This is a genomic window from Aminomonas paucivorans DSM 12260 (assembly GCF_000165795.1).
Lineage (GTDB): Bacteria > Synergistota > Synergistia > Synergistales > Synergistaceae > Aminomonas > Aminomonas paucivorans.
Genome location: NZ_CM001022.1, coordinates 2,606,481 through 2,630,170, shown reverse-complemented (window position 1 = coordinate 2,630,170; position 23,690 = coordinate 2,606,481). Strand labels below are relative to the sequence as shown.

26 protein-coding genes are annotated in these 23,690 nt (G+C 70.3%); 15 read left to right on the top strand and 11 right to left on the bottom strand.

Annotated features, from left to right (window positions below; all coding sequences use genetic code 11):
• Positions 1-223 precede the first annotated feature (223 nt).
• The 6 genes from APAU_RS12295 to APAU_RS13405 all read left to right on the top strand — a co-directional run bounded on the left by APAU_RS12295 (position 224) and on the right by APAU_RS13405 (position 4,989).
• Positions 224-1,225 (top strand): DHH family phosphoesterase, encoded by a 1,002-nt coding sequence (locus APAU_RS12295; protein WP_040346313.1) that lies wholly within the window; start codon positions 224-226, stop codon positions 1,223-1,225.
• A 2-nt stretch (positions 1,226-1,227) separates the two neighbouring features.
• Complete coding sequence (locus APAU_RS12290) at positions 1,228-2,352, top strand: MGDG synthase family glycosyltransferase (protein WP_006302087.1); 1,125 nt, start codon at positions 1,228-1,230, stop codon at positions 2,350-2,352.
• Positions 2,353-2,478: 126 nt separating this feature from the next.
• A complete protein-coding gene (locus APAU_RS12780; protein ID WP_006302086.1) occupies positions 2,479-3,387 on the top strand; it encodes a sensor domain-containing diguanylate cyclase in 909 nt (302 codons plus the stop codon).
• A gap of 106 nt (positions 3,388-3,493) precedes the next feature.
• Entirely contained in the window at positions 3,494-3,850 is a 357-nt protein-coding gene (locus tag APAU_RS12280; RefSeq protein WP_006302085.1) for an encapsulin-associated ferritin-like protein, read from the top strand.
• A 22-nt stretch (positions 3,851-3,872) separates the two neighbouring features.
• Positions 3,873-4,676 (top strand): family 1 encapsulin nanocompartment shell protein, encoded by an 804-nt coding sequence (locus APAU_RS12275; protein WP_006302084.1) that lies wholly within the window; start codon positions 3,873-3,875, stop codon positions 4,674-4,676.
• Between the two features lie 109 nt (positions 4,677-4,785).
• The gene (locus APAU_RS13405) at positions 4,786-4,989 is read left to right on the top strand and encodes a hypothetical protein (protein ID WP_156789504.1); all 204 of its coding nucleotides are present in this window, start codon (positions 4,786-4,788) and stop codon (positions 4,987-4,989) included.
• 18 nt (positions 4,990-5,007) lie between these two features.
• Here the strand turns inward: APAU_RS13405 and APAU_RS14815 are convergent, their stop codons facing one another.
• From APAU_RS14815 to APAU_RS13605, 8 genes are all read right to left on the bottom strand, one after another.
• Positions 5,008-7,131: a methyl-accepting chemotaxis protein gene (locus APAU_RS14815; protein WP_006302082.1), complete on the bottom strand. Its 2,124-nt coding sequence runs from the start codon at positions 7,129-7,131 to the stop codon at positions 5,008-5,010.
• 61 nt (positions 7,132-7,192) lie between these two features.
• Positions 7,193-7,774, bottom strand: a complete 582-nt coding sequence (locus APAU_RS12265; RefSeq protein ID WP_006302081.1) for a chromate transporter — start codon at positions 7,772-7,774, stop codon at positions 7,193-7,195.
• A complete protein-coding gene (locus tag APAU_RS12260; protein ID WP_006302080.1) occupies positions 7,771-8,298 on the bottom strand; it encodes a chromate transporter in 528 nt (175 codons plus the stop codon). Before APAU_RS12260 ends, APAU_RS12265 begins: the two co-directional genes overlap by 4 nt.
• A gap of 66 nt (positions 8,299-8,364) precedes the next feature.
• The gene (locus APAU_RS12255) at positions 8,365-9,882 is read right to left on the bottom strand and encodes an ATP-binding protein (protein WP_006302079.1); all 1,518 of its coding nucleotides are present in this window, start codon (positions 9,880-9,882) and stop codon (positions 8,365-8,367) included.
• Between the two features lie 81 nt (positions 9,883-9,963).
• On the bottom strand, positions 9,964-10,584 hold the full coding sequence (locus tag APAU_RS12250; protein WP_006302078.1) for a deoxynucleoside kinase: 621 nt from the start codon (positions 10,582-10,584) through the stop codon (positions 9,964-9,966).
• Between the two features lie 113 nt (positions 10,585-10,697).
• Positions 10,698-12,344, bottom strand: a complete 1,647-nt coding sequence (gene hcp / locus APAU_RS12245; RefSeq protein WP_006302077.1) for a hydroxylamine reductase — start codon at positions 12,342-12,344, stop codon at positions 10,698-10,700.
• Positions 12,345-12,414: 70 nt separating this feature from the next.
• A complete protein-coding gene (locus tag APAU_RS12240; protein WP_006302076.1) occupies positions 12,415-13,194 on the bottom strand; it encodes an ATP-binding protein in 780 nt (259 codons plus the stop codon).
• A 2-nt stretch (positions 13,195-13,196) separates the two neighbouring features.
• The gene (locus APAU_RS13605) at positions 13,197-13,655 is read right to left on the bottom strand and encodes an RrF2 family transcriptional regulator (protein ID WP_006302075.1); all 459 of its coding nucleotides are present in this window, start codon (positions 13,653-13,655) and stop codon (positions 13,197-13,199) included.
• Positions 13,656-14,102: 447 nt separating this feature from the next.
• Here APAU_RS13605 and APAU_RS12230 point away from each other — a divergent pair, with 447 nt between their 5' ends.
• From APAU_RS12230 to APAU_RS12190, 9 genes are all read left to right on the top strand, one after another.
• On the top strand, positions 14,103-15,566 hold the full coding sequence (locus APAU_RS12230; RefSeq protein WP_232207741.1) for an aldehyde dehydrogenase family protein: 1,464 nt from the start codon (positions 14,103-14,105) through the stop codon (positions 15,564-15,566).
• A gap of 2 nt (positions 15,567-15,568) precedes the next feature.
• Positions 15,569-15,775: a hypothetical protein gene (locus tag APAU_RS13400; protein ID WP_006302073.1), complete on the top strand. Its 207-nt coding sequence runs from the start codon at positions 15,569-15,571 to the stop codon at positions 15,773-15,775.
• 94 nt (positions 15,776-15,869) lie between these two features.
• Positions 15,870-16,598, top strand: a complete 729-nt coding sequence (locus tag APAU_RS12220) for an LmeA family phospholipid-binding protein (protein WP_006302072.1) — start codon at positions 15,870-15,872, stop codon at positions 16,596-16,598.
• 4 nt (positions 16,599-16,602) lie between these two features.
• A complete protein-coding gene (locus APAU_RS12215; RefSeq protein WP_006302071.1) occupies positions 16,603-17,184 on the top strand; it encodes a class I SAM-dependent methyltransferase in 582 nt (193 codons plus the stop codon).
• A 44-nt stretch (positions 17,185-17,228) separates the two neighbouring features.
• A complete protein-coding gene (locus tag APAU_RS12210) occupies positions 17,229-17,516 on the top strand; it encodes a YciI family protein (RefSeq protein WP_006302070.1) in 288 nt (95 codons plus the stop codon).
• A 49-nt stretch (positions 17,517-17,565) separates the two neighbouring features.
• On the top strand, positions 17,566-18,414 hold the full coding sequence (locus APAU_RS12205) for an exonuclease domain-containing protein (protein WP_006302069.1): 849 nt from the start codon (positions 17,566-17,568) through the stop codon (positions 18,412-18,414).
• A gap of 96 nt (positions 18,415-18,510) precedes the next feature.
• Positions 18,511-19,731, top strand: a complete 1,221-nt coding sequence (locus APAU_RS12200; RefSeq protein WP_006302068.1) for an MFS transporter — start codon at positions 18,511-18,513, stop codon at positions 19,729-19,731.
• Positions 19,732-19,794: 63 nt separating this feature from the next.
• On the top strand, positions 19,795-20,694 hold the full coding sequence (locus APAU_RS12195; protein WP_006302067.1) for a PhzF family phenazine biosynthesis isomerase: 900 nt from the start codon (positions 19,795-19,797) through the stop codon (positions 20,692-20,694).
• Between the two features lie 46 nt (positions 20,695-20,740).
• Entirely contained in the window at positions 20,741-21,637 is an 897-nt protein-coding gene (locus APAU_RS12190) for a DMT family transporter (RefSeq protein WP_006302066.1), read from the top strand.
• Positions 21,638-21,665: 28 nt separating this feature from the next.
• Here APAU_RS12190 and APAU_RS12185 read toward each other — a convergent pair whose 3' ends face one another.
• The 3 genes from APAU_RS12185 to APAU_RS12175 are packed head-to-tail and all read right to left on the bottom strand — an operon-like array spanning position 21,666 to position 23,453.
• Positions 21,666-22,121 carry a GNAT family N-acetyltransferase gene (locus APAU_RS12185; protein ID WP_006302065.1) on the bottom strand — a complete coding sequence of 152 codons (456 nt, stop codon included), beginning with the start codon at positions 22,119-22,121 and terminating at the stop codon, positions 21,666-21,668.
• The gene (arsM, locus tag APAU_RS12180; RefSeq protein WP_006302064.1) at positions 22,114-22,959 is read right to left on the bottom strand and encodes an arsenite methyltransferase; all 846 of its coding nucleotides are present in this window, start codon (positions 22,957-22,959) and stop codon (positions 22,114-22,116) included. Before arsM ends, APAU_RS12185 begins: the two co-directional genes overlap by 8 nt.
• Positions 22,956-23,453, bottom strand: a complete 498-nt coding sequence (locus tag APAU_RS12175) for a MarR family winged helix-turn-helix transcriptional regulator (RefSeq protein WP_006302063.1) — start codon at positions 23,451-23,453, stop codon at positions 22,956-22,958. Before APAU_RS12175 ends, arsM begins: the two co-directional genes overlap by 4 nt.
• Positions 23,454-23,690: the final 237 nt, after the last annotated feature.

Here is a 23,690-nt window from a genome sequence, read left to right as displayed (position 1 = left end):
TTGACGAAACTAGATGAAGCCGAAGCCATCAGGGACGGTGGGCGAAGGAGGAGATATCCACAATGGTGGAAAACTTTGGTGGACATCTCGACAGAAACGACGGAAGACCACCCCCGGTCCCGGGCCTCCCGGGACCGGGACGGGAAGGGGGAGGGAAGGTAGAATGGACCCTGCGGACCGACCCCTTCGCGGGTTCGGGACGATCCGACGGGGAGGTGGGGTCGTGGAACGACCGTTGCTGCACGTCATCAGCCACACGGACCTGGACGGCATCGCCGCCGCCGCCCTGGCGTGGCACGTCCACCGGGCGGACCGGGCTCCCATCCGGGTGAGCCTCACGGGGTACGGAGAGGTGGACAACCTGATCCTGGAGACCCTGGAGACGGGACAGGAACCTTTGGTCCTGGACCTCTTCTGCCAGCGTCAGGAGACGGTGGACGAGGTGGATCGACGCTTCCCCGAGGGGGGAACCCCCTTCCTCTTCGACCACCACCAGACCACCTTCGACCGTTACGGCAACCGCCCCTGGGCGGTGATCCAGACCGACGCGTGCGGCGCCCTGGTGTACCACCGTTGGCTGAAAGGACGGGACCTTTCCCCCGCGGCGCGGCGAGCCCACGAGGACCTGACGGAGCTGGTGCTGGTGGCCAACGACCGGGACCTGTGGCTGGGGCAGAGGGAGGACAGCCGCCTTTGGCAGGCCCTGGTGACCCTTCTGAACCCCACGGGGGTGCTGCTCCGTCTCTGCCTGGACCCCCGGGCGGAGCTGACCCCGGAGGAGCGCCGCCGGGCGGAGGACTTCGTGGAAAGACAGGAGGCCCGGTTCGTCCGGGCGCGCTCCGCGGTGCAGCGGGCGGGCAACGACCTCTCCTTCCTGGGGTCGGACATCCTGGAGTTCGGGGACGTGTCGGACTTCTGCGGCCTGCTGCTGGACCGGGACCCCAACCCCCCTCGGGTGGTGGCGGTGGCGGCCCGGAGGCCCGCGGGGGACTGGGCGGTTTCCCTGCGCAGCCGGGAGGGTCTGTCGGGCAAGCTGGTGGGGCTTCTGCGGGACGGGCGCAAGGTGCGGGGGGGCGGCCACGGGGACGCGGCGGCGCTGTATTTCCCCTCCCACTTCAAGGAAGAACAGATCCTCTCCACCCTGTTGGCGGGGATCCGCACGGAGACGGAGCGGTCTCAGGCCCCGGGGGTCACGCTGGGGGACCTGCTCAAGGGGAAGCTGTAGCCGTGGAGATCCGGGTAGCCCTGCTCTACGCCACCGTGGGGACGGGGCACAGGACCGCCGCCCTGGCCCTGGGGGAATGGTTCCGGCGAGAGGGGCAGGACGTGAAGGTCCAGTGCCTGGACGTGCTCTCCTTCGCCTCCCCCCTGGTGCGGGGCTTCATCTCCCGGTCCTACCTGGAGATGGTCAAGCGCGCCCCCCGGCTGTGGGGGTACTTCTACGACACCCTGGACGACCCGGAGGCCCGGGACGGCCTCCTGGGGTCCCTCAACGAGATGACCGCCAAGCTGAACCTCCGGCGGCTCAAGCGGCGCCTGGAGGCCTTCGGTCCCCACGCCCTCTTCTGTACCCACTTCTTCGGGGCGGGCCCCCTGGCGGAGGCCTTCGCCCCTCAGGTTCCCCTCTATTACGTGAACACGGATTTCCTGAGCCACGTGTTCCACCGCAACCGGCTCTTCGCGGGGTGGTTCGTGGCGGGTCCCGAGGCGGCCCGGCAGTACGCCGCCGACGGCATCACCGAGAAGGTCCACGAGACGGGCATCCCCGTCTTCCCCGCCTACGCCTCCCCCCCGGGGAGGGAGGAGGCCCGGGCCGCCCTGAACCTCCCCCGGGAGGGGCGGGTGGTGCTGGTGATCAGCGGGGGCATCGGGGTGGGTCCCATCGAGGAGGCGGTGGCCTCCCTGGCCCGCAGGAGGGACTGGACCACCCTGGTGGTGTGCGGCAACAACCAGAGGCTCCTGCGGCGGATGAGGAAGCTCTTCTCCGGGGCCTCCCACGTCCGGATCGAAGGGTTCGTGGAGAACATCCTGGAGCACTACGCCGCCAGCGACCTGGTGGTGATGAAGCCCGGAGGGCTGTGCACCTCCGAGGTGCTCTGCCTGGGGCTGCCCATCCTCCTCATGGACCCCATCCCGGGGCAGGAGCAGCGCAACAGCGACTACCTCCTGGATCGGGGGGCCGCCCGGGTGCTCTTCGAGGTGCGCCGCACGGCGGAGCGGGCGGAGGAGATCCTGGAGGACCCGGCGGAGCGGGCCCGGCTTCGGGAGGCCTGCGCCCGCCTGGCCCGGCCCTATGCGGGTCGGGAGGTGGTGCGCACGGTGTTCCGGGAGCAGGGCTGGAACCAGGTTTGAACGCAAAATCAATCCTGCAACACGGGACTTTTGGCTCATTTTATACTATCCGTAGTTGTTGCCTTGCGGGACTATAACCCAGGGTCTATGGTGTCGTTACCTGAAGGACGAGGGGGAAGGACCAGCGTGGAGGAACCGACGAAGGTCTGCCGGAGGGATCAGAATCCCCTGGACCGGGAAGGCTACCGGCTCTTCTTCGAGGAGTCTCTGGTGGGGGCTGCCCTCCTCTCCCCCGACGGGCTGATCCGGGAGGCCAACGGGACCCTGGAGGAGCTGCTGGACTGCCCCGCCGGAGACCTGACGGGCCGCCACGTCCGGGAGTTCTCTCCCCCGGAGGACCAGGTCCCCGGCGGGGAGGGCCTGGTGCGCCTCCTCTCGGGGCGTTCCCGCCGGGAGGTGTTGGATCGGCGGCTTCGCACCTGTTCCGGCAAGGTCCTGGACGGTCGGCTCTTCGCGGTGCGCCTGGACGGACCGGAGGGAACACGCCGGGGCTTTCTGGTGCAGGTGGTGGACCTGACGGAGTCCCGGCGCCGGGAGCGGGCCATCCGCCACCTGGCCTACCACGACCTTCTCACGGACCTGCCCAACCGGGCGGCCTTCCGGGAGGCCTTCGACCTGGCCCTGCAGGAGGCGTCCCGGGCGGGGCAGATCCTGGCCCTGGTGTTCATCGACCTCAACGAGTTCAAGGAGATCAACGACCAGCTGGGGCACGTCTACGGAGACGAGGCCCTGAGGGTCATCGCGGAACGGCTGCGGGGGTGCCTGCGCCGGTCCGACCTGGTGGCCCGCATCGGGGGGGACGAGTTCGTCATGCTCCTGCCCGACCTGACCCGGGAGGAGCAGATCGAACCCATCCTGGACAAGATCGCCTCCCAGTTCGACGCTCCCCTGCGGATGGAAGACCGATGCTTCACCGTCACCGCAAGCCTGGGGGCCGCCCTCTTCCCCCGGGACGGGAGAGACCCGGATGCCCTCCTCCACAAGGCGGATCAGGCCATGTACCGTCACAAGGCCCGCAAAGCCCGCCCGAACTGACCGTTCTCCTCTCTCCTTTCTGTCCCAGCCCTCCTTTCATGAGTTAGAATGGTTTCAGAGGGGGCCTTCCCGGTCCCCCAAACCCCGCATGGAGGAGGTCGGTACCATGGGATACTTTGAACCCGCCGGAGAGCTTCCCGCCCAGGACCGGGACATCAGCCGCGCCCTGGCGAGCCTTCGGGAGGAAGTGGAGGCCATCGACTACTACCACCAGAGGGCCGCCCTGGCCTCGGACCCGGAGCTGGTGGCCCTGGTGCTCCACAACCGGGACGAGGAGATCGAGCACGCCGCCATGTGCATCGAGTGGCTTCGTCGCCGCCTCCCCGCCCTGGACGACGCCCTGAAGACCTACCTGTTCACCACGGTCCCGGTGACGGAGGTGGAGGAGGCGGCCACCGGCGAGGGGGCTTCCTCTCCCGCCGCTGCCCGGCCCCGCTCGGGCCTGGGCATCGGGAAACTGTAGACATCCAGAGGAGGGAACGACCATGGACATGCTGAAGCGCCACCTCTCCCCCGTAAGCGACGTCGCCTGGGATCTCCTGGACCAGCAGGCCCGCAAGTCCCTTTCCGCCCACCTCTCCGCCCGCCGGGTGGTGGACGTGTCGGGCCCCCACGGGTGGGACCACGCCTCCGTGGCGGTGGGCCGGCTGAACGTTCCGGAGGGGCAGAAGAAGGACGAAGTCCAGTACGGGGTGCACCTGGTGCAGCCCCTGGTGGAGGCCCGGGTCTCCTTCGACCTGGACCTGTGGGAGCTGGACAACCTGGTCCGGGGGGCCCAGGACGTGAACCTGGAACCCCTGGAGGGTGCGGCCCGGAAGATCGCCCGCTTCGAGGAGAAGGCCCTCTACGAGGGCTTCGACCCGGGGTGCATCCTGGGGATGGCCCAGGCCGGAGAGGCCCAGACCCTGGACCTGCCCCTGGGCAAGGCCAAGGACCTGCTGCTGGGGCTGAACCGGGGGGTGCGCCTCCTGGAAGGGGAAGCCATCGAGGGGCCCTATGCCCTGGTGGGGGGCGAAAAGCTCCACGACGCCCTGGAGGCCCAGTCCGAGGGCTACCCCCTGCGCAAGCGCATCGAGCGCCTGGTGGGGGACAAGGTGGTCTTCTCCCCCTTCTTCGACGGGGCCCTGCTGGTGTCCCTGCGGGGGGGCGATCTGGAGCTGGTGTTGGGTCAGGATCTCTCCCTGGGCTTCGAGAGCGCCAAGGAGGGGAAGGTGCGCCTCTTCTTCGCCGAATCCTTCACCTTCCGGGCCCACGAGCCGCGGGCGGTGGTGTCCTTCCGCCTGAAGTAGTTTGGATCGCGGGACGACGTGCCACGGAGGGGCTCCGTCTTCGCGACGGGGCCCCTCCGTGGTGAAGGTCCTCCGGGGCGGCTTGCCCGTCCCGGAGGGGGATGCCAGAATGGGTCGGGTCCCGCGGGACCCCAATCCATCGCCGGGAGATGAGACCATGGCCTCCATGACCACCAAGACGGGAATCTCCCTGGGTTCCTGCATCGCCGCCGTCATTTCCTACAACGCCAACCATTCGATCCTTTGGGCCATCATCCACGCCGTCTTCGGCTGGTTCTACGTGGCCTACTACGTGCTGAAGCAGGCCCTGTAGAGGCCCGACGCAGGCCCCCTACGCCTCCGGCAGGGCCTGGAGGCGGAAGCCCTCCAGGAGCCTCGCCATGCGTCCCGCCTCCTCCTCCAGGGTCTGGGACTGTCGGGCCAGCTCCTCCGCCCCTCGGGCGGTGTCCGCGGAGACCAGGCGGATGGACTCCACCGCCTGGGACACCGTCTCGGTGGACTTGGACGCCCGGTCCACCCCCCGGGCCATCTCCTCCCCCGCCGCGGCCTGTTGCTGCGCCGCCGCGGCCAGGTTCCCCATGAGGTCCTCCATCCGGTCCAGGGCCTCCAGGCTTCCGGAGAGTTCTCCCTGAACCCGCCGGGAAAGCTCCAGGGCCTCCCGGAAGGCCGGCTCCGTGGAGTCCAGGCTCGCCTGGGCCCGGGCGGCGTGTTCCCGAAGCTCCTGGATAAGCGTATCCACCTGTCCCGCCGCGTGGGTGGACGCCGCAGCCAGCTTGCGCACTTCGTCCGCCACCACCGCGAAGCCCCGCCCCGTCTCCCCCGCCCGGGCCGCCTCGATGGCGGCGTTGAGGGCCAGCAGGTTGGTCTGGTCCGCCAGGCCCCGGATGGTGGACACGAAGCCCTCGATGGCTCCCACCGCCTGGACCACTTCCCCCTGGGCCCGTCGGTCCTCCTCCACCCGCCCCGCGATGCGGTGGATGCCCTCCAGGAGGGCCTCCACCTGCCGGAAGGCTCCCCGGCTGCGTCGGGCGGTGTCTTCCGCCGCCTGGGCCCCCCGGGAGGAGGCGTCGGCGGAGACCACCGCCCCGGTGGACACCTCCTGCACCCCCGCGTTGGTCTCCTCCAGGGTGGCGGAGGTGTCCTGGGAGAGTCGGGCCGCCTCCTCCACCGCCTCCCGCACCGTCTCCATGGAGGCGGCGGACTGTTCCGCCAGGGAGGAGAGAGACTGGGCGCGGTTCAGGGAGGAGCGGGAGAGGGAGCGGATCTGCTCCACCAGCTCCCGCTGCTTGCCCACCAGGTCCGCCACCGCGTCGGCCATCCCCCCCAGTTCGTCCGGGGGAAGGACCCCGAAGGCCTCCCGGCGGAAGGAGAGGTCCCCCTCCCGGGCCCGGGCCGCCAGCTCCGCCACCCGTCGCAGGGGGCGGACCAGCCGCCGGACCAGGAGGCCCACCACCGCCGCCATGAGGAAAAAGCCCCCCAGGGCGGCGGGGAAGATCTTCAGGGTGAGGCGCTCCGCCTCACCCTGGATGGTGCTCAGGGGGACCACGGCGCAGAAGGACCAGGCGGTCCCCGTGTCCCCCACGGGGAGGGGGACGTTCACCTTGTAGGCCCGTTCCCCCAGCCCCAGGGAGTACTCCGTCCCCCGGTACTCCCGCCCTTCCCGGATGGCCGCCAGCAGCTTCTCCAGCCCCGGGATCACCCCCTTGCCCACCTCCGCCAGGTTGCGGCCGATGGTCTTCTCGTCGTGGTGGAACACGATGGTGCCGTCGGAGGCGTCCAAGGAGCCCAGACCGGTGCCCAGGACCCGCACGCCCCGCACCAGAGCCTGCACCGCCCCCAGGTCCAGGTCCACCCCCACCACCCCCACGGTCTTGCCTCCCCGCCGGATCGGGGCGGAGAGGGACACCACCAGCAGGGAGTCCGCCACCACCCCGGTGTAGCTGAACCGGTAGGGGGAGGAGACGTAGGGCTTCCCCGTGTCCCGGGGGACCCGAACCAGGGCGTCCAGGCCGGGAAGGGGGCTTTGGGCCAGCTTTTCCCGGATGCCCATCCCCTCTGCGGTCCCGCCGTCGGTCTTCTCGAACATGGGTTCGTAGCGGTCCTCCCCCAGGGCGGGGAACTCCCCGGGCTCGTAGGCTCCCCAGACGCAGCGCACCTGGGGGTCCTCCTCCAGGAGGGTCCGGAGCATCTTTCCCACCAGGGCGGGAGAGCGGGAGTCCCCCGCGTCCAGGGTCCCCAGGGACCCCGCCAGAGCGGAGAGGGAAACGGCGGTGCGGTTCAGCTCTCCCTGGATGCGCAGCCCCTGGGCGCTGGCGGTCTGGAAGGCGATCTCCTGGGCGCTCTTCAGGGCGGATTCCCGGGCGTACAGCCCCAGAAGCCCCACCAGCCCCGCCAGGACCACGAAACAGGTTCCCAGGACCTGAACCAGGATCTTTCTCTGAAGCCCCCACGCCATGGGAACCCCTCCTTCGAATGGATCGGGGGTCTTCCCCCGGCTTCCATTATGGGAAGGGATCTTACGAAATCTTTACAGAAAGGAACCGAAGGGATGACCCCAGAAGGGGAGGGAGGAGGTGGAAGAGAGCCAGCCCCGCCAGGCCCGCGGCGACCACCAGCAGGGGGGGGTGCTTCCGGAAGACCGGGAGCCGGGTGGCCCCCAGACAGGCCCCCAGGAGGAGCCCGTGGGCCAGGTCGGTGAGGGAGGCTCGAAGCAGGGGAAGGAGCGCCAGGAGGAAGAGCCCCGCCACCGCAGGTCCCAGGGCCTGGCGAAAGCGTTCCGCCCCCTCCGGGGAGGCCCGAAGGAGGAGGCGGCGCAGGATCTCCAGGGCCGCCAGGGGGGTTCCCACCACCGCCCCCGTGGCCAGGAGGGCCCCCGCCAGGCCGCCTTGGGCCAGCCCCACGAAGGTGGCGGCGTTCACCGCGATGGGTCCCGGGGTGACCTGGGAGAGGGCCAGCACCTGGTCGAACCCCTGGGGGGAGAGCCACCCGGAACGGGTCACCAGTTCGTACTGGATCAGGGGGATGGCCCCCACGCCCCCTCCGAAGGCCCCCAGGCCCACCCGGGCGAAGGCCAGGACCAGGGTGATCAGGGGGGTCATGCCCGGCCCCGGGGCAGCAGCCCCACCGCGACCCCTGCCAAAAGCGCCGCCAGGGGGTGTGCCCGCAGCCCCAGGGCCAACAGCAGCACCAGGGCGAAGGCGACGGGTCCGCGCCAGCCTCCGGGAAGGGAGGACCGGCAGGCGTCCCAGACCACCCGGGCCACCAGGGCGGCGGAGGCGCAGAGCACCCCGGAGAAGAAGGCCCCCAGGGCCGGGTCCCCCTGGTGGCGCAGCACCCAGCCCCCCGCCGCCAGGATGGTCAGGAAGGGGGGCACCACCACCCCCGTCACCGCCGAGGCCGCTCCCGCAAACCCCCGGTAGTGGTGCCCCACCAGGTAGGCGGTGGAGCAGGCGATGGGGCCGGGCATGGCTCCGGCGAGCTGCACGATCCCCTCCAGGGTCGCCTCGGGCAGGTCCTCCCGCCCCCGGAGCTGTTCCCGGGCCATGGACAGCAGCACCATCCCCCCGCCGAAGGTGACGGCGCTGAGGCGAGTGAAGAACAGGAAGAGGCGCAGGCAGGTCATGGAAGCCTCCGGGAAGGCCGGTTCCGGGTCATGGGGGGACCTCCGGTTCATTTGGTACGTTCGATTCTACACCTTTCGGAACGAATCGAAGGCTTGGGCCAGGGCAAGGGCAATGTCCGTCCGGGAAGCCGGGAGGGGCAGGGAAAGCCCTCCCCCCGGGAGGGTCGAGGGGTCCGAGCCCAGGAGGATCCGGGGAAGGCGGGGGTGTCCCGAGAGGGCCCGGTTCAGGGCGGAGGCGTCTTCGTCGGGTTTTTCCAGGAGGAGGAGGTCCGCGGACGGGTCCAGGTCCCCCAGGCGGCGGACCAGGGCGGCGGCGCTCTCGAAGGGGGTCACGTCGTAGCCCCAGCTGGACAGAAGTCCCCCGTACAGCTCCCTCCAGGGGGAGGACAGAAGGGTCCACACCCGCTCGTTTCCCTGGCGGGGGGTCTCCTCCCGGTCCCGGGGGTCCGTCCAGCCCCGCACGGGAAGGGCCACGGAAAAGGCCGCCCCCTCCCCGGGGACGGACCGGACCCAGACCCCTCCCCCCAGGTCCCGGACCAGGTCCTGCACCACCCCCAGCCCCAGGCCGTGTCCCTCCGGCCGGAAGCTCACCCCCCGCTGGAAGATGCGGTCCTGGACCTCCCGGGGGATGCCCGGGCCGTCGTCCTGCACCGTGAGGACGAAGGCCGGTCCGGGGTCCTTCAGGCCCCGCTTCCGAGCCTCCGAGGCTTTCAGCTCCTCCACGGAGCACCCCACCTCCACCCGTCCGGGGCGGGCCTCCAGGGCCTGGAAGGCGTTGACGCACAGGTTCAGGACGATCCGACCGATTTCTCCCGGGGCGCCCCACACCAGGGCCCGATGGGCCTCCTCGGAGGAGGCGAGGTGTAGCGACGAGCCCCGGGTCAGGGGAAGAAGGAAGTCCAGCACCTCCTCCACCGTCAGGGTGGGGGGGAAGAGGCACCGCGTTTCCTTCCCCCCTCGGGTCTGGCGGAGCACCTGGGAGGCCAGGGCCCGGGCCCGCAGAGCCCCCCGCCGGGCCCGGGAGAGGTCCTGTTCCCCCGAGCGTCCCGCCCGGAGGCGCCCTTCCGCCATGTCCAGGGAGCCCAGCACCACCGCGAAGAGGTTCTGGAGGTCGTGCACCACCCCGGAGGTCATGTACCCCAAGGTCCGGAGGTCCTGGTTCTGGGCCCGTTCCCTCTGGAGCTGCCGAAGCTCCGTCACGTCCCGTCCCTGGGCCAGGATGCCCGTCAGGTCTTTACCCTCCAGAAGGGGGAGGAACTGGAACTCCACCTCCCGCAGGCCCCCGTCGCCTTGAACCCGGAGGGTGCGGCGCAGGGGGCGTCGGGCGGTTCGGACCTGGGCCAGGGCCTGTCGCCACGGGGCGGGGGGGCTGATCCGGGAGGCCGGGTCTTCCTGGGGGTCCCGCAGGAGGGGGCGAAAGGCCCCGCCCGCCTCCAGGAGGCGTCCCCGGGGGTCCAGACGGGCCACGTAGTCCCGGGTCTCGCGCAGCCAGGCCGACCAAGGGCTCGGGGTCTCCACGCCTCCATGGCCCCCCTCGGGGGGCTGGGGCGGGTCCTGGCGGGGGGTGCGGGGCGACGGGGTCATGGGAAGACCTCCTGGACGGGGATGCCCGATTTTATCATGAAAAGCATAAAAACAAAACTATGGAGGTATGAATTTAAAGGATCAGCCCAGCCGCTCCCGCAGGTCCGCCAGGAAGGCGTCGATGGCCTCCCGGTCCCCCACCAGGTTCACGGATCCCGTGTCCAGCACCAGGGTGGGGATGGCGGGCTTTTCGTCCTTCAGGTGGGGCAGGAAGCCCTCGTAGGCCTGGTGCAGGGCCCGCCAGTAGTCCTCCCCCGCCGCCAGCTCGTCCTCCCGGCCCCGGCGGCGGATGCGCTCCAGCACCGTCTCCAGGGGGCACTTCAGCACCAGGATCAGCCGAGGGGGGCACAGGTTGCCCAGGAGGCTGTGGTACAGGTCCAGGTAGGTCTGGAACTGCCGGTCCGTGAAGTACCCCAGGCGGTGGTACAGCCCCGCGTAGATCCGGTCCCCGAAGACGCTTCGGTCCAGCACGTACCGGTCCTCCTCGGAGGCGCAGAGGTACTGGGCGAACCGGGTCACCAGAAACTGGAGCTGCATGGGCAGCGCCCAGGTCCGGTCGTGGTGGAACCGCCGCAGCAGGTCGTAGGGGTCCCGGAACTCCTCGGGCATCACCGAGAGCCCCAGCCTGCGGGAGACCAGGTCCACCGTGGTGGTCTTGCCGCTGGCGGTCATGCCCTCCACGATGAGCCGCACCTGTCCCATGATCCATCATCCTTTCCTTTTCAGGTCATGCCCCGCCATTGTACGCCCCTTCCGGGGACCACGAAAAAGGCCCCGGCGGGGTGCGCCGGGGCCCGAGGAGCTGTGGCGGGGGATCAGCCCAGGATGGCCGCCAGGTCCTCCTCCGCGGAGGCCCCGATGGGCCGGATGCCGTAGGCGTCCACCAGCACCTGGAGCGCCGCGGGGGACACGAAGGCGGGCAGGGAAGGGCCCAGCCGGATGTTCCTGATCCCCAGGTGCAGCAGGGTGAGGAGGATGCACACCGCCTTCTGCTCGTACCAGGAGAGGATCAGGGACAGGGGCAGGCTGTTCACGTCGGTGCCGAAGGCCTCCGCCAGGGCCACGGCGATGCGGATGGCGGAGTAGGCGTCGTTGCACTGGCCGCAGTCCAGCAGCCGGGGGATCCCCTCGATGTCCCCGAACTCCAGCTTGTTGAACCGGTACTTGCCGCAGGCCAGGGTGAGGATCACCGTGTCCTGCGGGGCGGCCTTGGCGAAGTCCGTGTAGTAGTTGCGCCCCGACTTGGCCCCGTCACAGCCTCCCACCAGGAAGAAGTGGCGGATCTTCCCGGCCTTCACCAGCTCCACCACCTTCCCCGCCGCGCCCAGCACGGCGTTGCGGGCGAAGCCCACCAGGATGGTCTGGTCCGGACCGTCCTCGGCGAAGCCCGGGGCCGCCAGGGCCGCGTCGATGAGGGGCTTGAAGTTCCGGTCCGGCAGATGGGTCACCCCGGGCCAGGCCACCAGGCCGGTGGTGAAGATGCGCCCCTTGTAGCTTTCCTTGGGCTTCTGGATACAGTTGGTGGTCATGAGGATGGCTCCGGGGAAGGCGTCGAACTCCTTCTGCTGGTCCTGCCAGGCTCCGCCGTAGTTCCCCGCCAGGTGGGGGAACTTGTGCAGCTCCGGATAGCCGTGGGCGGGAAGCATCTCCCCGTGGGTGTAGACCTGGATGCCCGTGCCCTGGGTCTGGACCAGCAGCTCGTGCAGGTCCAGCAGGTCATGCCCCGACACCAGGATGGCCTTGCCCTTCCGGGGGTGCACCCGCACCGCCGTGGGCACCGGGTGGCCGTAGGCCCCCGTGTTGGCCGCGTCCAGCAGCTCCATGACCTTCAGGTTCCACTCCCCCACCTTCAGGGACAGGGGCAGCAGGGCTTCCACGGTGAGGTCCTTCATCATGATCCCGTCCAGGGCCTCGTGGAAGAACCCGAAGACCTCCGGGTCCTCCTTGCCCAGGATCAGGGCGTGGTCCGCGTAGGCCGCGGTCCCCTTGAGACCGTAGATCACCAGCCACTTGAGCCCCGCCACGGTGTCCCCGTACTTCTCGATGTCCGCCTCCGGGGAGACCTTCTCCCCCAGGCGCACCAGGGCGTTCAGGTCCAGCACCGGCTCCACGGGCAGGTCGCAGTGCAGCTCCTCCGCCGGGACCCCCGCCCGGGCGGCGGCGTCCTCGTAGAGCTTCCGGGCCGCGGCCTTGACCTCGAAGCCCCGGCGCAGCAGGGTCTCCAGCCGGGCGGGGTCGAAGTTCACGTTGGTGACGGTGGTGAACAGGGCCTCCACTACGAAACGGTCCACCTTGGGGTCCTTCGCCCCCAGCCTGCGGGCCCGATGGGCCAGCTGCCCGACCTGTCCCGCCAGGTGCACCAGCAGGTCCTGAAGCGCCGCCACCTCCGGGTCCTTGCCGCACACCCCGAAGCTGGTGCATCCCGTTCCCTTGGCCGTCTGCTCGCACTGGTAACAGAACATGGTTCCTACCGCCTCCTTCTCCTCCGATCCGTGGTCCTTCCCGAAAGCCCCTTAAGCGCGCCTGAATCGATCAGCCGAAGCGATACTCCACGGTGCGCCGCTCCTGCACCGCCCCGTCGATGCCCACCCGCACGAAGGTCACGGGGATCGAGGCCCTCGCCTCCTCCACCGCTTCCTGGGCCAGCCTCACCAAGCCGGAACAGCAGGGGACCTCCATGGTCACCACCTCCAGGGAGCGGACCGATCCGGTCCCCAGGATCCGGGCCAGCTTTTCCCGGTAGGCCCCCGAGTCGTCCAGCTTGGGACACCCCACCAGGCACACCTTGCCGGGCAGGAAGTCCCGGTGGAAGGCGGGGTGGGCGAAGGCGGTGCAGTCCGCCGCCAGGAGCAGGTGTGCCCCCTGGAGGTACGGGGCGTTCTCGGGCACCAGGCGAAGCTGCACCGGCCAGTTGGAAAGCGTCGAGGCAGATTGTTCCTCCTGTAGTGTAGCAGAAACGGGACTCGAAGAAGGGCTTGTTCTCGGGTCCCGGGGCGCCTCCCCGGGACAGGGGGCTTTCAGGGAACGGGCCAGGGTGCCCGGGCAACCGCAGGGCAGGGTCTCCCCCGCCCCGTGGGCTTTGCGGGCCGCCACCGCCGCCGCGTCGTAGCCCGCCGCCTCCCGGGTCTCGAAGGAGATGGCCCCCCGGGGGCACTCCCCGATGCAGTCCCCCAGGCCGTCGCAGTAGCTGTCGCTCACCAGCTTCGCCACCCCGTCCACCATCTGGATGGCCCCCTCGTGGCAGGCGGCGGCGCACTGGCCGCAGCCGTCGCACTTGTCCTCGTCGATGCGGATGATCTTGCGCAGTGCCATGTTCAACCCTCCTCTTCCGTTTCCGTCAGCGGTGCGTTTTCGGGGCCCAGGCCCCGGCTCTTCCAGAAGTCCTCCAGGGTGGTGGCGGCCAGAAAATCCCGCACCTCCCCGGACACCCGCTCCAGGAGCCCCCCGAAGAGGCAGGCCCCGAAGGGACAGGCGGACCGGCCCAGCACACATCCCCCCCGGTCCAGGGGGCCCTCCACCGCCTCGTACACTTCAAGCAGGGTGATCTCCCCCGCCGGGCGGGCCAGAAAAACCCCTCCCCGGGGCCCCCGGGTGCAGGACAGGATCCCCGCCTTGCCCAGGCGCTGCACCACCTTGGCCAGGTGGGCCTCCGAGGCCCCCACCGCCTCCGCCAGGGAGCGCACCGTCCGGTGCTCCCCCCCCGAGGCCGCCAGGAGCAGCACCCCGTGCACCGCCAGGGAGGCGGCCTCGCTGAAATGGAGGATTCCGCTCAAGGGCTCCCCCTCCTCGTTTTGTGTATTGTGGTATAAAAATACCAGAATACGCCCGAGTGTCAAGGGGTGGACAAAACCGCTTCCTGTGGACAAAACGATTGACGCCCCATGGGACCAAGTGCTAATTTTCAAATCGTTACGGAGGGAACAATATCCCCCGGTGCCTTTTGGCCCGGGTCGGTTCCCTTGCGAAGGATTCCGTCTCTCACCCGCTTTGCCCTCCAAGGCGCCCGGCCGCCCGAGCCATCCCCGCCCGCGACCCCCCGCCCGCCGTCGTCCCCTCGGCTGTTCCCCCGGGTGTTTCCCTTCCGGCCTCCCGTTCTCGGCGGTCGGACCCATGGGGTGTTGTCCGAAAGAGGTCGGAATCCAGGGAGGCCCCGAGGCCGGAACTCCCGGGGCGAGGCGAAGAGTCGATGCGAAGGGAGCGGTGGGAAGATGGAAAGACCCATGGATGCGACGTACGGACTGTTCCTCGACGGCAAGTGGGTTCCCGCGGCGGAGGGACGCACCTTCGACACCTTCTGCCCTGCGGACGGGCAGAAGCTCGCCACCTGCGCCGATGCGGGGAAGGTGGACGTGGACCGGGCGGTGGACGCGGCCTGGCGGGCCTTCGAGACCTTCCGGCACACCAGCCCCCTGGAGCGGGCGACGCTCCTCCTGAAGATCGCGGACCTCATCGACGAACACGCGGAGAAGCTGGCCCTGACGGAGACCCTGGACAACGGCAAGCCCATCCGGGAGAGCCGAAACGTGGACGTGCCCCTGGCGTCGGACCACTTCCGCTATTTCGCCGGGGCCATCCGGGCGGAGGAGGGCACGGCGGCGCAGATCGACCAGGACACCCTGAGCCTGGTGCTTCGGGAGCCCATCGGCGTGGTGGGGCAGATCATCCCCTGGAACTTCCCCTTCCTCATGGGAGCCTGGAAGATCGCCCCGGCCCTGGCGGCGGGGGACACGGTGGTGATCAAGCCCTCCTCCACCACTCCCCTGAGCCTGCTGGAGTTCGCCAAGATCCTCCAGCAGGTGCTGCCCCCGGGGGTGGTGAACGTGATCACCGGCCGAGGCTCCACCACCGGCGACCTGATGCTGGCCCACCCGGGGTTCCGCAAGCTGGCCTTCACGGGGTCCACGGAGGTGGGCTACACCGTGGCCCGGGCGGCGGCGGACCGGTTGATCCCCGCCACCCTGGAGCTGGGGGGCAAGTCGGCGAACATCTTCTTCCCCGACTGCCCCTGGGAGAAGGCCGTGGAGGGGGTGCAGCTGGGCATCCTGCTGAACCAGGGGCAGGTGTGCTGCGCCGGTTCCCGGGTCTTCGTCCACCGGGACATCTACGAGCGATTCCTGGGGGCCTGCGCCGAGGCCTTCCGGAAGGTGAAGGTGGGGCTTCCCTGGGAGCCGGACACCCAGATGGGCTGTCAGATCAACGAGGCGCAGCTCCAGAAGATCCTGGGCTACGTGGAGGTGGGACGGCAGGAAGGGGCCCGGGTGGCCTGCGGAGGGGTTCGGGCCTCCGGGGGAGCTCTCGACGGGGGCTGCTTCATGGAGCCCACCATCCTGGCGGACGTGGACAACTCCATGCGGGTGGCCCGGGAGGAGATCTTTGGCCCCGTGGTGTGCTTCCTCCCCTTCGAGGACGAGGCGGAAGTGGTGCGCCTGGCCAACGACAACGAGTATGGCCTGGGCGGCGCCGTGTGGACCCGGGACATCAACCGGGCCCTTCGGGTGGCCGGGGCGGTGGAGACGGGACGCATGTGGGTGAACAACTACAACAACCTGCCCGCCCATGCCCCCTTCGGGGGGTACAAGAAGTCCGGGGTGGGCCGGGAGACCCACAAGATGATGCTGGACCACTACACCCAGAAGAAGAACATCTTCATCAGCCTCAGCGAGAAGCCCCTGGGGATGTACTGACCGTGGGTCCCCTGTCCCTGGACACGCCGGTGGAGGACCTGGTGAGGGAGCATCCCGAGGCGGCGGGGTGGGCGGTGGTCCGGGGGGTGAGCTTCCTGGGCTGCTGCGACGCCGCTCCGGGCTCCCTGGGGGACCTGCTGCGCCGCCGGGGGGTGGCGGACCCGGAGAGGTTTCTGACGGACCTGAAGGGGTTTCTGGGACGGGAGTGAAGGGAAGGGGCGGCCCCGAGGGGCCGCCCCTTCCCTTGGGGAAAAGGCTACAATCGGGGGGATCTGATCCCTTCCCTCCGAGGAGGCCTGTCCCGTGAACCGACGAATCCTCTTCCTGTCCGTCCTGTTGCTGCTCTGCTCCCTCCTGGCCCCTCTGCCCGAGGCGGAGGCGGGGCCGGACCCCAAGGCCCTGGCGGAGGAGATCGCCCGGGAGCTGGGAAAGAAGTTCCGCCCTGACCAGCTCACCGTCACCACCGACGGGTCCACGGCCTACGTGGAGGCCCGGGGCGCCTGGATCGACAAGATCCGCATCGACTCCCTGCGGCTGGAGGCGACGCTGAAGCCCGAACGCGCCCCCGTCTCCGGGGATGCCGACGCCCTGGCGGGGCTCATCGCCTCCTCCGTGGGGGAGCTGACCCTGCTGGAGAAGGACGTGAACGGCTACTTCGCCAAGAACGAGGAGAGCGGCTTCACGGGGCTGCACTTCGACTTCACCCCCTCGGGCTTTCAGGCCAAGGGGATCTACACCGCCTCGTTCCTCTTCACCTTCCGCATCCGCCTGGCCGCCCAGGGGGTGCTGGCCCTCCGGCCGGAGGGCATCATCCTGGACCAGGTGGCCATGTTCGTGGAGGGGCTCAAGCAGCCCGACTCCTTCACCGCCCGGGTGGTCTCCTCCGTGAACCCCCTCCTGGAGTTCCGGGACATCCCCTTCCCCGTCACCTTCAAGCGCCTGACCATGACGGACTCGGAGGTCACCCTCACGGGAGGTCCGAAAAGGCTGGACCAGGGAGCCACGGCCGTCTGGAAACGCCCCCAGCCGTAACCCCGTGTCCTTCTTCGACCGGATCGCCCCGCACTACGACCGCTTCCATGACCTGCTGCGCCTGGGGCATCCCGAGGCGGTGACGGATCTTTTGTCCCTGGCGGGAGGGGAGACGCTCCTGGACGTGGGGGGCGGCACGGGGCGGTTCGCCGCCTCCCTGCTGCCCCGTCTCGCCGAGGCCTGGGTGCTGGACGCCTCTCCCGCCATGCTGGCCCGGGTGCCCTCGGGGGTGCGGACCTGCCGGGGAGACGCGGCGGCCCTGCCCTTCCCCGACGGGTCGTTCCGGCGGGTGCTGCTCTCCTACGTGCTCCACCACCTGGAGGATCCCCGGGCCGCCCTGCGGGAGGCCGCACGGGTCGTCGCCCCCGGGGGGCGGGTGGTGGTGCACGACCTGGACCCCACCCGGCGAGCGGGGCGTCTGGCCCAGGGGCTGGAGGGGGCACTTCTCCCCGTGCGGGCCCTCTCCCCGGAAGAGGTGGGCAAGGTCCTGGGGTCCTGCTGCCTCCTCCCGGCGGGACGAAGGGACGGAAGCTGGTGGGTCGCCCTGGGGTTCCGGCGGCCCGAGGAGGGCGCCCGGAAGGGATGATGGCCCCGGTCCCGGAAGCCCCGGGAAGAAAAGGAGGAGATTTCATGTTCGTGGTGCTGGTGCGGTACGTCCGGCCCCTGGAGGAGATCGACGCCCTGCTGGAGGAGCATCGGGAGTTTCTGAGGCGGCACCTCGCCTCCGGGACCTTCCTGGGGGCGGGCAGGAGAGAGCCCCGAACGGGCGGGGTGATCCTGGCCCGGGGGGAGGACGAGGGGGCCCTGCGGGAGATCCTGAAGGAGGACCCCTTCCACCGGGAGGGGGCGGCGGAGTACGATCTGATCCGCTTCGTCCCCACCCTGACGGCTCCGGAACTGGAGGCGTCCTTCCGGTAGGAGGACGCTCCCGGGGCTGGCCCCGGGGAAAAAGAGGAGAGTGGCGTCCTTGAACTTTGCGGCCCTGGATTTCGAGACCGCCAACCGGTACCCCGAAAGCCCCTGTTCCCTGGGGGTGGTGGTGGTCCGGGAGGGGCGGGTGGTGGCGGAACGGCTCTGGGGGATCCGGCCCCACCGGGCCTTTCGCACCTTCGAGAGGGGAAACACCTGGATCCACGGCATCACCGCCGCGGCGGCCCGGGAGTGGCCCGAGTTCCCCCCGGTGTGGGAGGAGGTGCGCCCCCTCCTGGAGGGTCTGCCCCTGGCGGCGCACAACGCCCCCTTCGACCTGGAGGTGTTGCGGCGCACCCTGGCCCTCTACGCCCTGACCCCCCCTCCCGCCCGGGGGCTGTGCACCGTGCGCCTGTCCCGGCGGGCCTGGCCGGGCCTGGAGAGCTACAAGCTCCACCGGGTGGCCCGGGCCCTGGGGTTCTCCTTCAAGCACCACCGGGCCCTGGAGGACGCCCGGGCCTGCGCCTTCTTAGCCCTGCGGGCCGCCCAGGCCCTGGGGGTTTCCTGCTTCCGGGACCTGGAGGACCTGGCCGCTTCGGGGTCCCTGGAGGAGGGCTACGAGGTCTGCCTGGAGGAGGTGCCCGCCCGCATGGCCGGGGGGGCGCACATCCCCCCCTTCCGGGGTCCCCGGGAGGAGGGAGCGAAGGCCCGGGCCGCCTCCACCCGCCTGCTGGACCTGGACCGGGAGGAGGCCTGCGGCCGCTTCCGCTCCTCCGACGGCAGCCGGGTGTACCGCACCACCCTGGAGAGCTGCACCTGCCCGGCCTTCCGCCACCACCGGGTCCCCTGCAAGCACATGCTCCGCCTGGCGGCGGAGCTGGAGGGAAGGAAGGCCTCGGGGGAGTAGAGCCGGTCTGTGCGAAACCTTGCGGGACCCCCTGGGGCGGTGTATCCTCCCCCCTAATCCCTCCCGAGGCCTTGGGAGGGGAAGGAGAGGGAGCCCGTGACGGAACGAACGGAAAACCAAGGGGAGGCGCTTCGGGAGGCCCCGGATCCCCGAAGGGGCCGGACCCTGCTGGCCCTCTCCGGGGCGGCGGCCCTGTCCATGCTGGGAGTGTCCGTGGCGGTGCCCCGGGTCACCAGCCAGGTGGTGGCCTTCTCCGGGGGGGACGGCCAGATCGGGTGGATCGCCTCGGCCTTCGCGGTGTCCTACATCCTCCTCCAGGTCCCCTACGGCAACCTCTCGGACCGCTTCGGCTTCAAGCCCTTCCTCGTGGCGGGATACCTCGTCTCCGCCGCCGCAGGGCTGGTCTTCGCCCTGGCGGGATCCTCCCTGCCCCTGTTCCTGGGGCGGGCGATCCAGGGGGCCGGGGAGGCCCCGGTGTGGTCCCTGGCCCCGGCGCTGCTGTCCCTCCTCTACCCGGAGCGCAAGGGCTGGATCATCGGCCGCTACTCCATGCTCCTCTACGGGGGCATCGTGGTGGGTCCCCTCCTGGTGCCCCTGGTGCCCTTCCTGGACGGCCGGGGGGCCTTCTGGTTCTTCGCCGCCGCCTGCCTGGGGGCCGCGGGGATCGTGGCCCTGGGGGTGGAGAACCGTCGCCCCCGGGGGTCGGCCGAGTCCTGGAGCCTGGCGGGGGCCGCCCGTCTCCTCCAGACCCGTCCCGTGCGCCTGGCCCTGCTGGGCATCGGCCTCTACGGGGCCGCCCAGGGGCTCTTCTTCGCCCTCATCCCCGGGTTCCTCCTCGCCCGAGGAGGCTTTTCCCCCGTGGAGGCGGGCTACCTCCTCTCCGCCATGTACCTGGGCACCACCCTGGCCCAGTTCGTCTTCGGGCCCCTTTCGGACCGCCGGGGACGCCGGCCCTTCATGGTCCTGGGCCTGGTGGTGGCGGGGGCCGCCACGGGGACGTTCTTCCTCTTCCCCAAGCTGTCCTCCATGGCCCTGCTGGGGGTGGGCACCACCGGCCTGGGGTGCTTCTTCGTCGCCTCCATGGCCTACCTGAACGAGAAGGCCCCCGAGTCCCTCAAGGGCACCATCTCCGGGGCCTACTACCTCTTCTGGGGGGTGGGCTACTTCGCCGGACCCCTGCTCTGGGGGGTCCTGGGGCGATGGATGGGCCAGACCCCCTCCTTCGTCCTCTTCGGGGCGGTGCTGGCGGCCCAGGCGGTCCTGCTGGCCTGCTTCGCCGGGGAGGGAAAGACGGAACCGGCGGTGTGCCGGGAATAACGCGGTCTTCCCGAGGCGCATTGAGCCGGCGGGGGGGAAGGACGGGGAAGGAGAGGGTGCCGAATGGCCCGCGTGCAGGTGTTTGTGGTGGATTCGTTCACCCGCAAGGTGTTTTCCGGCAACCCCGCGGGGGTGGTCCTGGGGGGCGAGGGGCTCGGAGAGGCCCGGATGCGTCAGATCGCCCGGGAGCTGAACCATTCCGAGACCGCCTTCGTCCTGCCCCCGGAGGGGTCGGACCACGACGTGCGGGTCCGGTTCTTCACCCCCCGGACGGAGGTTCCCCTGTGCGGGCACGCCACCGTGGCGGCCCACTACGTCCGGGCCGTCGCGGGGGGCACGGCGCCGGGGCGGTACCGGCAGCTCACCGGGGCGGGGTCCCTGCCCGTGGAGATCCTGCGGGACGGGGAGGACTACCGGATCCGCATGACCCAAGGCCCCCCGGTCTTCGAGCCTCCCCTGGGGGAGGACCTGGCCGAGGCGGTGTGGGGTGCCCTGGGGCTGGGGCGGGAGGATCGGGGAGATTTCGCCCCCGTCCAGGTGGTGTCCACGGGCCATTCGAAGGTGCTGGTGCCGGTGCGGAGGCGGTCCGCCCTGGACGCCCTGGCCCCGGACATGGAGGCCCTGGTGCGCCTCAGCCGGGTCCTGGGGTGCAACGGCTACTTCCCCTTCACCCTGGACGATCCGGACCCGGGTTCCCTGACCCAGGGCCGGATGTTCGCCCCCGCCATCGGCGTCCGGGAGGACCCGGTCACGGGAAACGTCCACGGTCCCCTGGGGGCCTACCTGATCCGCCACGACCTGGTCCCCCGGGGGGATTCCCTCCGCTTCCGGGGATCCCAGGGGGATTCCTCCGGGCGGTGCGGGTACCTGGACGTGGAGGTGGACCTGGAGGAGGGGGAACCCCGCCGGGTGAGCATCCTGGGGGACGCGGTCCTGGTCTTCCGGGCGGACCTGGATCTGTAGCGCCCCCTTCCCGGTCGGACCGGGGCGGGACGAAGGAGGATGGATCATGACGCCGAAACGCTCGGTGCTGGCGGCGGACGCGGCGCTTCTGGGGGTAGCCCTGTTCTGGGGGATGGGGTACGTGGCCATGAAGGCGGCGTTGGATTCCTTCACCCCCTTCTGGCTGACGGTCTTCCGGTTTCTCTCCGCTTTTGCCCTCCTGTGTGCCCTGTTCGGGCGCCGTCTGGTCCGCCTCTCCCCCTCCGCCCTCAAGGCGGGGCTTCTGGCGGGGGGGCTGCTTTCCCTGGGTTTCTGGGTTTCCACCGTGGGCCTGCAGTACACCACCGCGGGCAAGCAGGCCTTCATCGTCACCGCCTACGTGGTGGTGGTGCCCTTCCTCCTGTGGGCGGCCACCCGGCGGTTCCCCGGCTTCGGTCCCTTCCTGGCCGCGGCCCTGTGCCTGTGCGGCATGTTCCTGCTGACCCTTCAGGACAATTTCGCCATCGGCCTGGGGGACGGGTTGAGCCTGCTGTGTGCCCTCTTCCTGGCGCTGCACATGGTGGTGGTGGAACGCTTCGTCCGGGAGATCGACCCGGTGGCCTTCGCGGTGCTGCAGATCGGGGTGGTGGGGGTGGCCACGGTCCCCCTGGCCCTGGCCTTCGAGCCCTTCCCGGGGGCCGTCGCCCCCCTGGGGTGGGCGGCCCTGGCCTACAACGTCCTCCTGGGCACGGTCTTCGCCCTGGTGACCCAGAACCTGGCCCAGAAGTACACCTCCTCGACACACACCGCCCTGATCCTCAGCCTGGAGGGGGTCTTCGGAGCCCTCACGGGGGCCCTGCTCCTGGGGGAGAGCTTCACGATGCGGATGGTCCTGGGCTGCGCCCTCATCTTCGTCTCCATCCTGATGGCGGAACTGCTGCCCCCGGGCCCCGCCGCCGTCCCGGAACCCGACGCCCCTTCCTGAAGGGGCCGGGCCCCGGGACGGGGAAGCGTCAGGCCTCGGGGGAGACCAGGGATTTCTTCAGGCAGCGGCAGGAACAGGGGCAGACCGAGGAGAGGGCGGATCGCTCCGCCAGGGCGGGGGGCAGGGAGGAGCGGGGCGCGTCCCGGTACCCCCGGGAGAGGAAGAAGGCCGGGGCGGTCTCCGTGAGGACCCAGGCCTCCGCGACCCCCGCCGCCCGCAGGGCCTCCTCCCCCCGACGCAGGAGGGCGTCGCCCGTCCCGCGTCCCCGAAGGGAGGCCTCCACCGCCAGGGAGCGCACCATCCCCGCGTCCCCGGCGATCTCGACGCCCACGGACCCCACGGTCTTTCCCCCCCGCTCCGCCACGAAGAAGCCGGCGAAGGATCCCTCCACCCCTTCAAGGGGAAGTCCCGCCTTCTCCAGGAGTGCCCCTACGGAGAAGAGGTCCTCCGCCCGGGCGGGGCGCAGCGTCGCGGCCTCAGGCATGGCGAGGCTTCTCTCCCCGGATCAGGCCGCTGCCCAGGGCTCCGGGGATCCCTTCCCGCTCCTCCGGGGAAAGCTCCGGGAAGAGTTCCTCCGTCCGGGAAGGGGAAAAACTGTAGGCCTTGCGCACCTCCACCCGGGTCTCCCGAAGCCCCGCCGCCTCCATCTGCCGGAGGAACTCCTCCGGGGAGAGGGCCCCGGCGAGGCAGCCGCTCCAGGCCGACAGGCTTCTCCGGGCCCGCTCCGGGAGGGGACGCAGGGCCACCACGTCCGCCACCGCCATCCTTCCCCCCGGGCGGAGCACCCGGACGATCTCCCGGAAGACCCGGTCCTTTTCCGGGGAGAGGTTCAGCACGCAGTTGGAGACCACCAGGTCCACGCTCCCGTCGGGCAGGGGGATGGACTCCATCTCCCCCCGAAGGAACTCCACGTTCTCCAGCCCCCAGGCCTCCCGGTTTCTCCGGGCCGTCTCCAGCATCTCCTCGGTCATGTCCAGGCCGTAGACCTTCCCCGTGGGTCCCGTCTCCCCGGCGGCCAGGAAGGCGTCCAGCCCCGCCCCGCAGCCCAGGTCCAGCACCGTCTCCCCCGGGCGGATTCCCGCCGCCTCGATGGGGTTCCCGCAGCCGAAGGAGGTTGCCTGCACCCCCTCGGGCACGTTCTGCAGCACCTCCCGGGTGTAGTTGCCCCCGATGATGTCTTCCTCCCCCGGGAGCCCGCAGCTTCCGCCGCAGCAGCTGGAAGCGGTGCCGATGGCCTCGGCGTAGCGTCGACGCACCCTCTCCCGGATCTCCTCGCTTTTCTGATGGGTGTCGCAACGGTCTTTGGGATCGCAACAGCTCATGGTACGCACTGTCCTTTCTGGTCCATGGATTTTGGGGCCGGTTGGCCCTCGTCCCCCCGGAAGGGGGTTGCTCCTTGCGCCTCCAGTGCCTCCGCCAGGAGGTCCAGCCCCTCCAGCACCTGGGTTCGTCGGGCCTCGGGGACCCGATCCAGCAGATCCCCGTAGAGCCGCCGTCTCATAGCCTCCAGCTCCGCCCCCAGTCCCTCTCCCGACGGGGTGGGCAGGAGGGTCACGCAGCGCCGGTTCTCCCTTCGGGGCTGCCGATCCAGGAGCCCCCGGGCCACCAGGGCCTCCACGGTGCGGCTCACGGTGCTCTTGTCCAGCCCCAGTCGGTCCGCCAGCTCCCCCAGGGAGGTCCCTGGGGTCCCGCACACCTCCGTCAGCACGTGGCACTGCGCCAGGGTGACCCCGGGACAGCAGGGAGCGTCCCCGTCCAGCACCCCCAGACCCCGCACGATCCGCCGCAGCGCCTGTCCCATCCGGTCCTCCTCCACGCCCTCACCTCCGTATCTTGTTTTTAGCAACAGTTGCAATATACAACACTTTGCTCGTCCCGTCCAGCCGGCGCGGCCGGCCCCTTGCCGACCAACAATGACGGACAAGCCCGAAAACTCTGGACGATCCTTGACAATAGGTTTATACCGAGGCGGAAAGAGGCGTTTTGCCGTTCCGCCTCCCCCGGAACCCTCTTGGGGGGGCCGATCCTCCTGGCCCTGGCTCTGTCGGTCCTG

Excerpts from the sequence above, each read along its gene's own strand:
- APAU_RS12210 (WP_006302070.1), top strand. The coding sequence starts at position 17,229 with ATGTTCGTGGTGCTGGTGCGGTACGTCCGGCCCCTGGAGGAGATCGAC.
- APAU_RS12265 (WP_006302081.1), bottom strand. The coding sequence starts at position 7,774 with ATGACCCCCCTGATCACCCTGGTCCTGGCCTTCGCCCGGGTGGGCCTG.
- arsM (WP_006302064.1), bottom strand. The coding sequence starts at position 22,959 with ATGAGCTGTTGCGATCCCAAAGACCGTTGCGACACCCATCAGAAAAGC.
- APAU_RS12195 (WP_006302067.1), top strand. The coding sequence starts at position 19,795 with ATGGCCCGCGTGCAGGTGTTTGTGGTGGATTCGTTCACCCGCAAGGTG.
- APAU_RS12260 (WP_006302080.1), bottom strand. The coding sequence starts at position 8,298 with ATGACCTGCCTGCGCCTCTTCCTGTTCTTCACTCGCCTCAGCGCCGTC.
- APAU_RS12240 (WP_006302076.1), bottom strand. The coding sequence starts at position 13,194 with ATGGCACTGCGCAAGATCATCCGCATCGACGAGGACAAGTGCGACGGC.
- hcp (WP_006302077.1), bottom strand. The coding sequence starts at position 12,344 with ATGTTCTGTTACCAGTGCGAGCAGACGGCCAAGGGAACGGGATGCACC.
- APAU_RS12185 (WP_006302065.1), bottom strand. The coding sequence starts at position 22,121 with ATGCCTGAGGCCGCGACGCTGCGCCCCGCCCGGGCGGAGGACCTCTTC.
- APAU_RS13405 (WP_156789504.1), top strand. The coding sequence starts at position 4,786 with ATGGGTCGGGTCCCGCGGGACCCCAATCCATCGCCGGGAGATGAGACC.
- APAU_RS12280 (WP_006302085.1), top strand. The coding sequence starts at position 3,494 with ATGGGATACTTTGAACCCGCCGGAGAGCTTCCCGCCCAGGACCGGGAC.
- APAU_RS12190 (WP_006302066.1), top strand. The coding sequence starts at position 20,741 with ATGACGCCGAAACGCTCGGTGCTGGCGGCGGACGCGGCGCTTCTGGGG.
- APAU_RS12275 (WP_006302084.1), top strand. The coding sequence starts at position 3,873 with ATGGACATGCTGAAGCGCCACCTCTCCCCCGTAAGCGACGTCGCCTGG.
- APAU_RS12255 (WP_006302079.1), bottom strand. The coding sequence starts at position 9,882 with ATGACCCCGTCGCCCCGCACCCCCCGCCAGGACCCGCCCCAGCCCCCC.
- APAU_RS12250 (WP_006302078.1), bottom strand. The coding sequence starts at position 10,584 with ATGGGACAGGTGCGGCTCATCGTGGAGGGCATGACCGCCAGCGGCAAG.
- APAU_RS14815 (WP_006302082.1), bottom strand. The coding sequence starts at position 7,131 with ATGGCGTGGGGGCTTCAGAGAAAGATCCTGGTTCAGGTCCTGGGAACC.
- APAU_RS12230 (WP_232207741.1), top strand. The coding sequence starts at position 14,103 with ATGGATGCGACGTACGGACTGTTCCTCGACGGCAAGTGGGTTCCCGCG.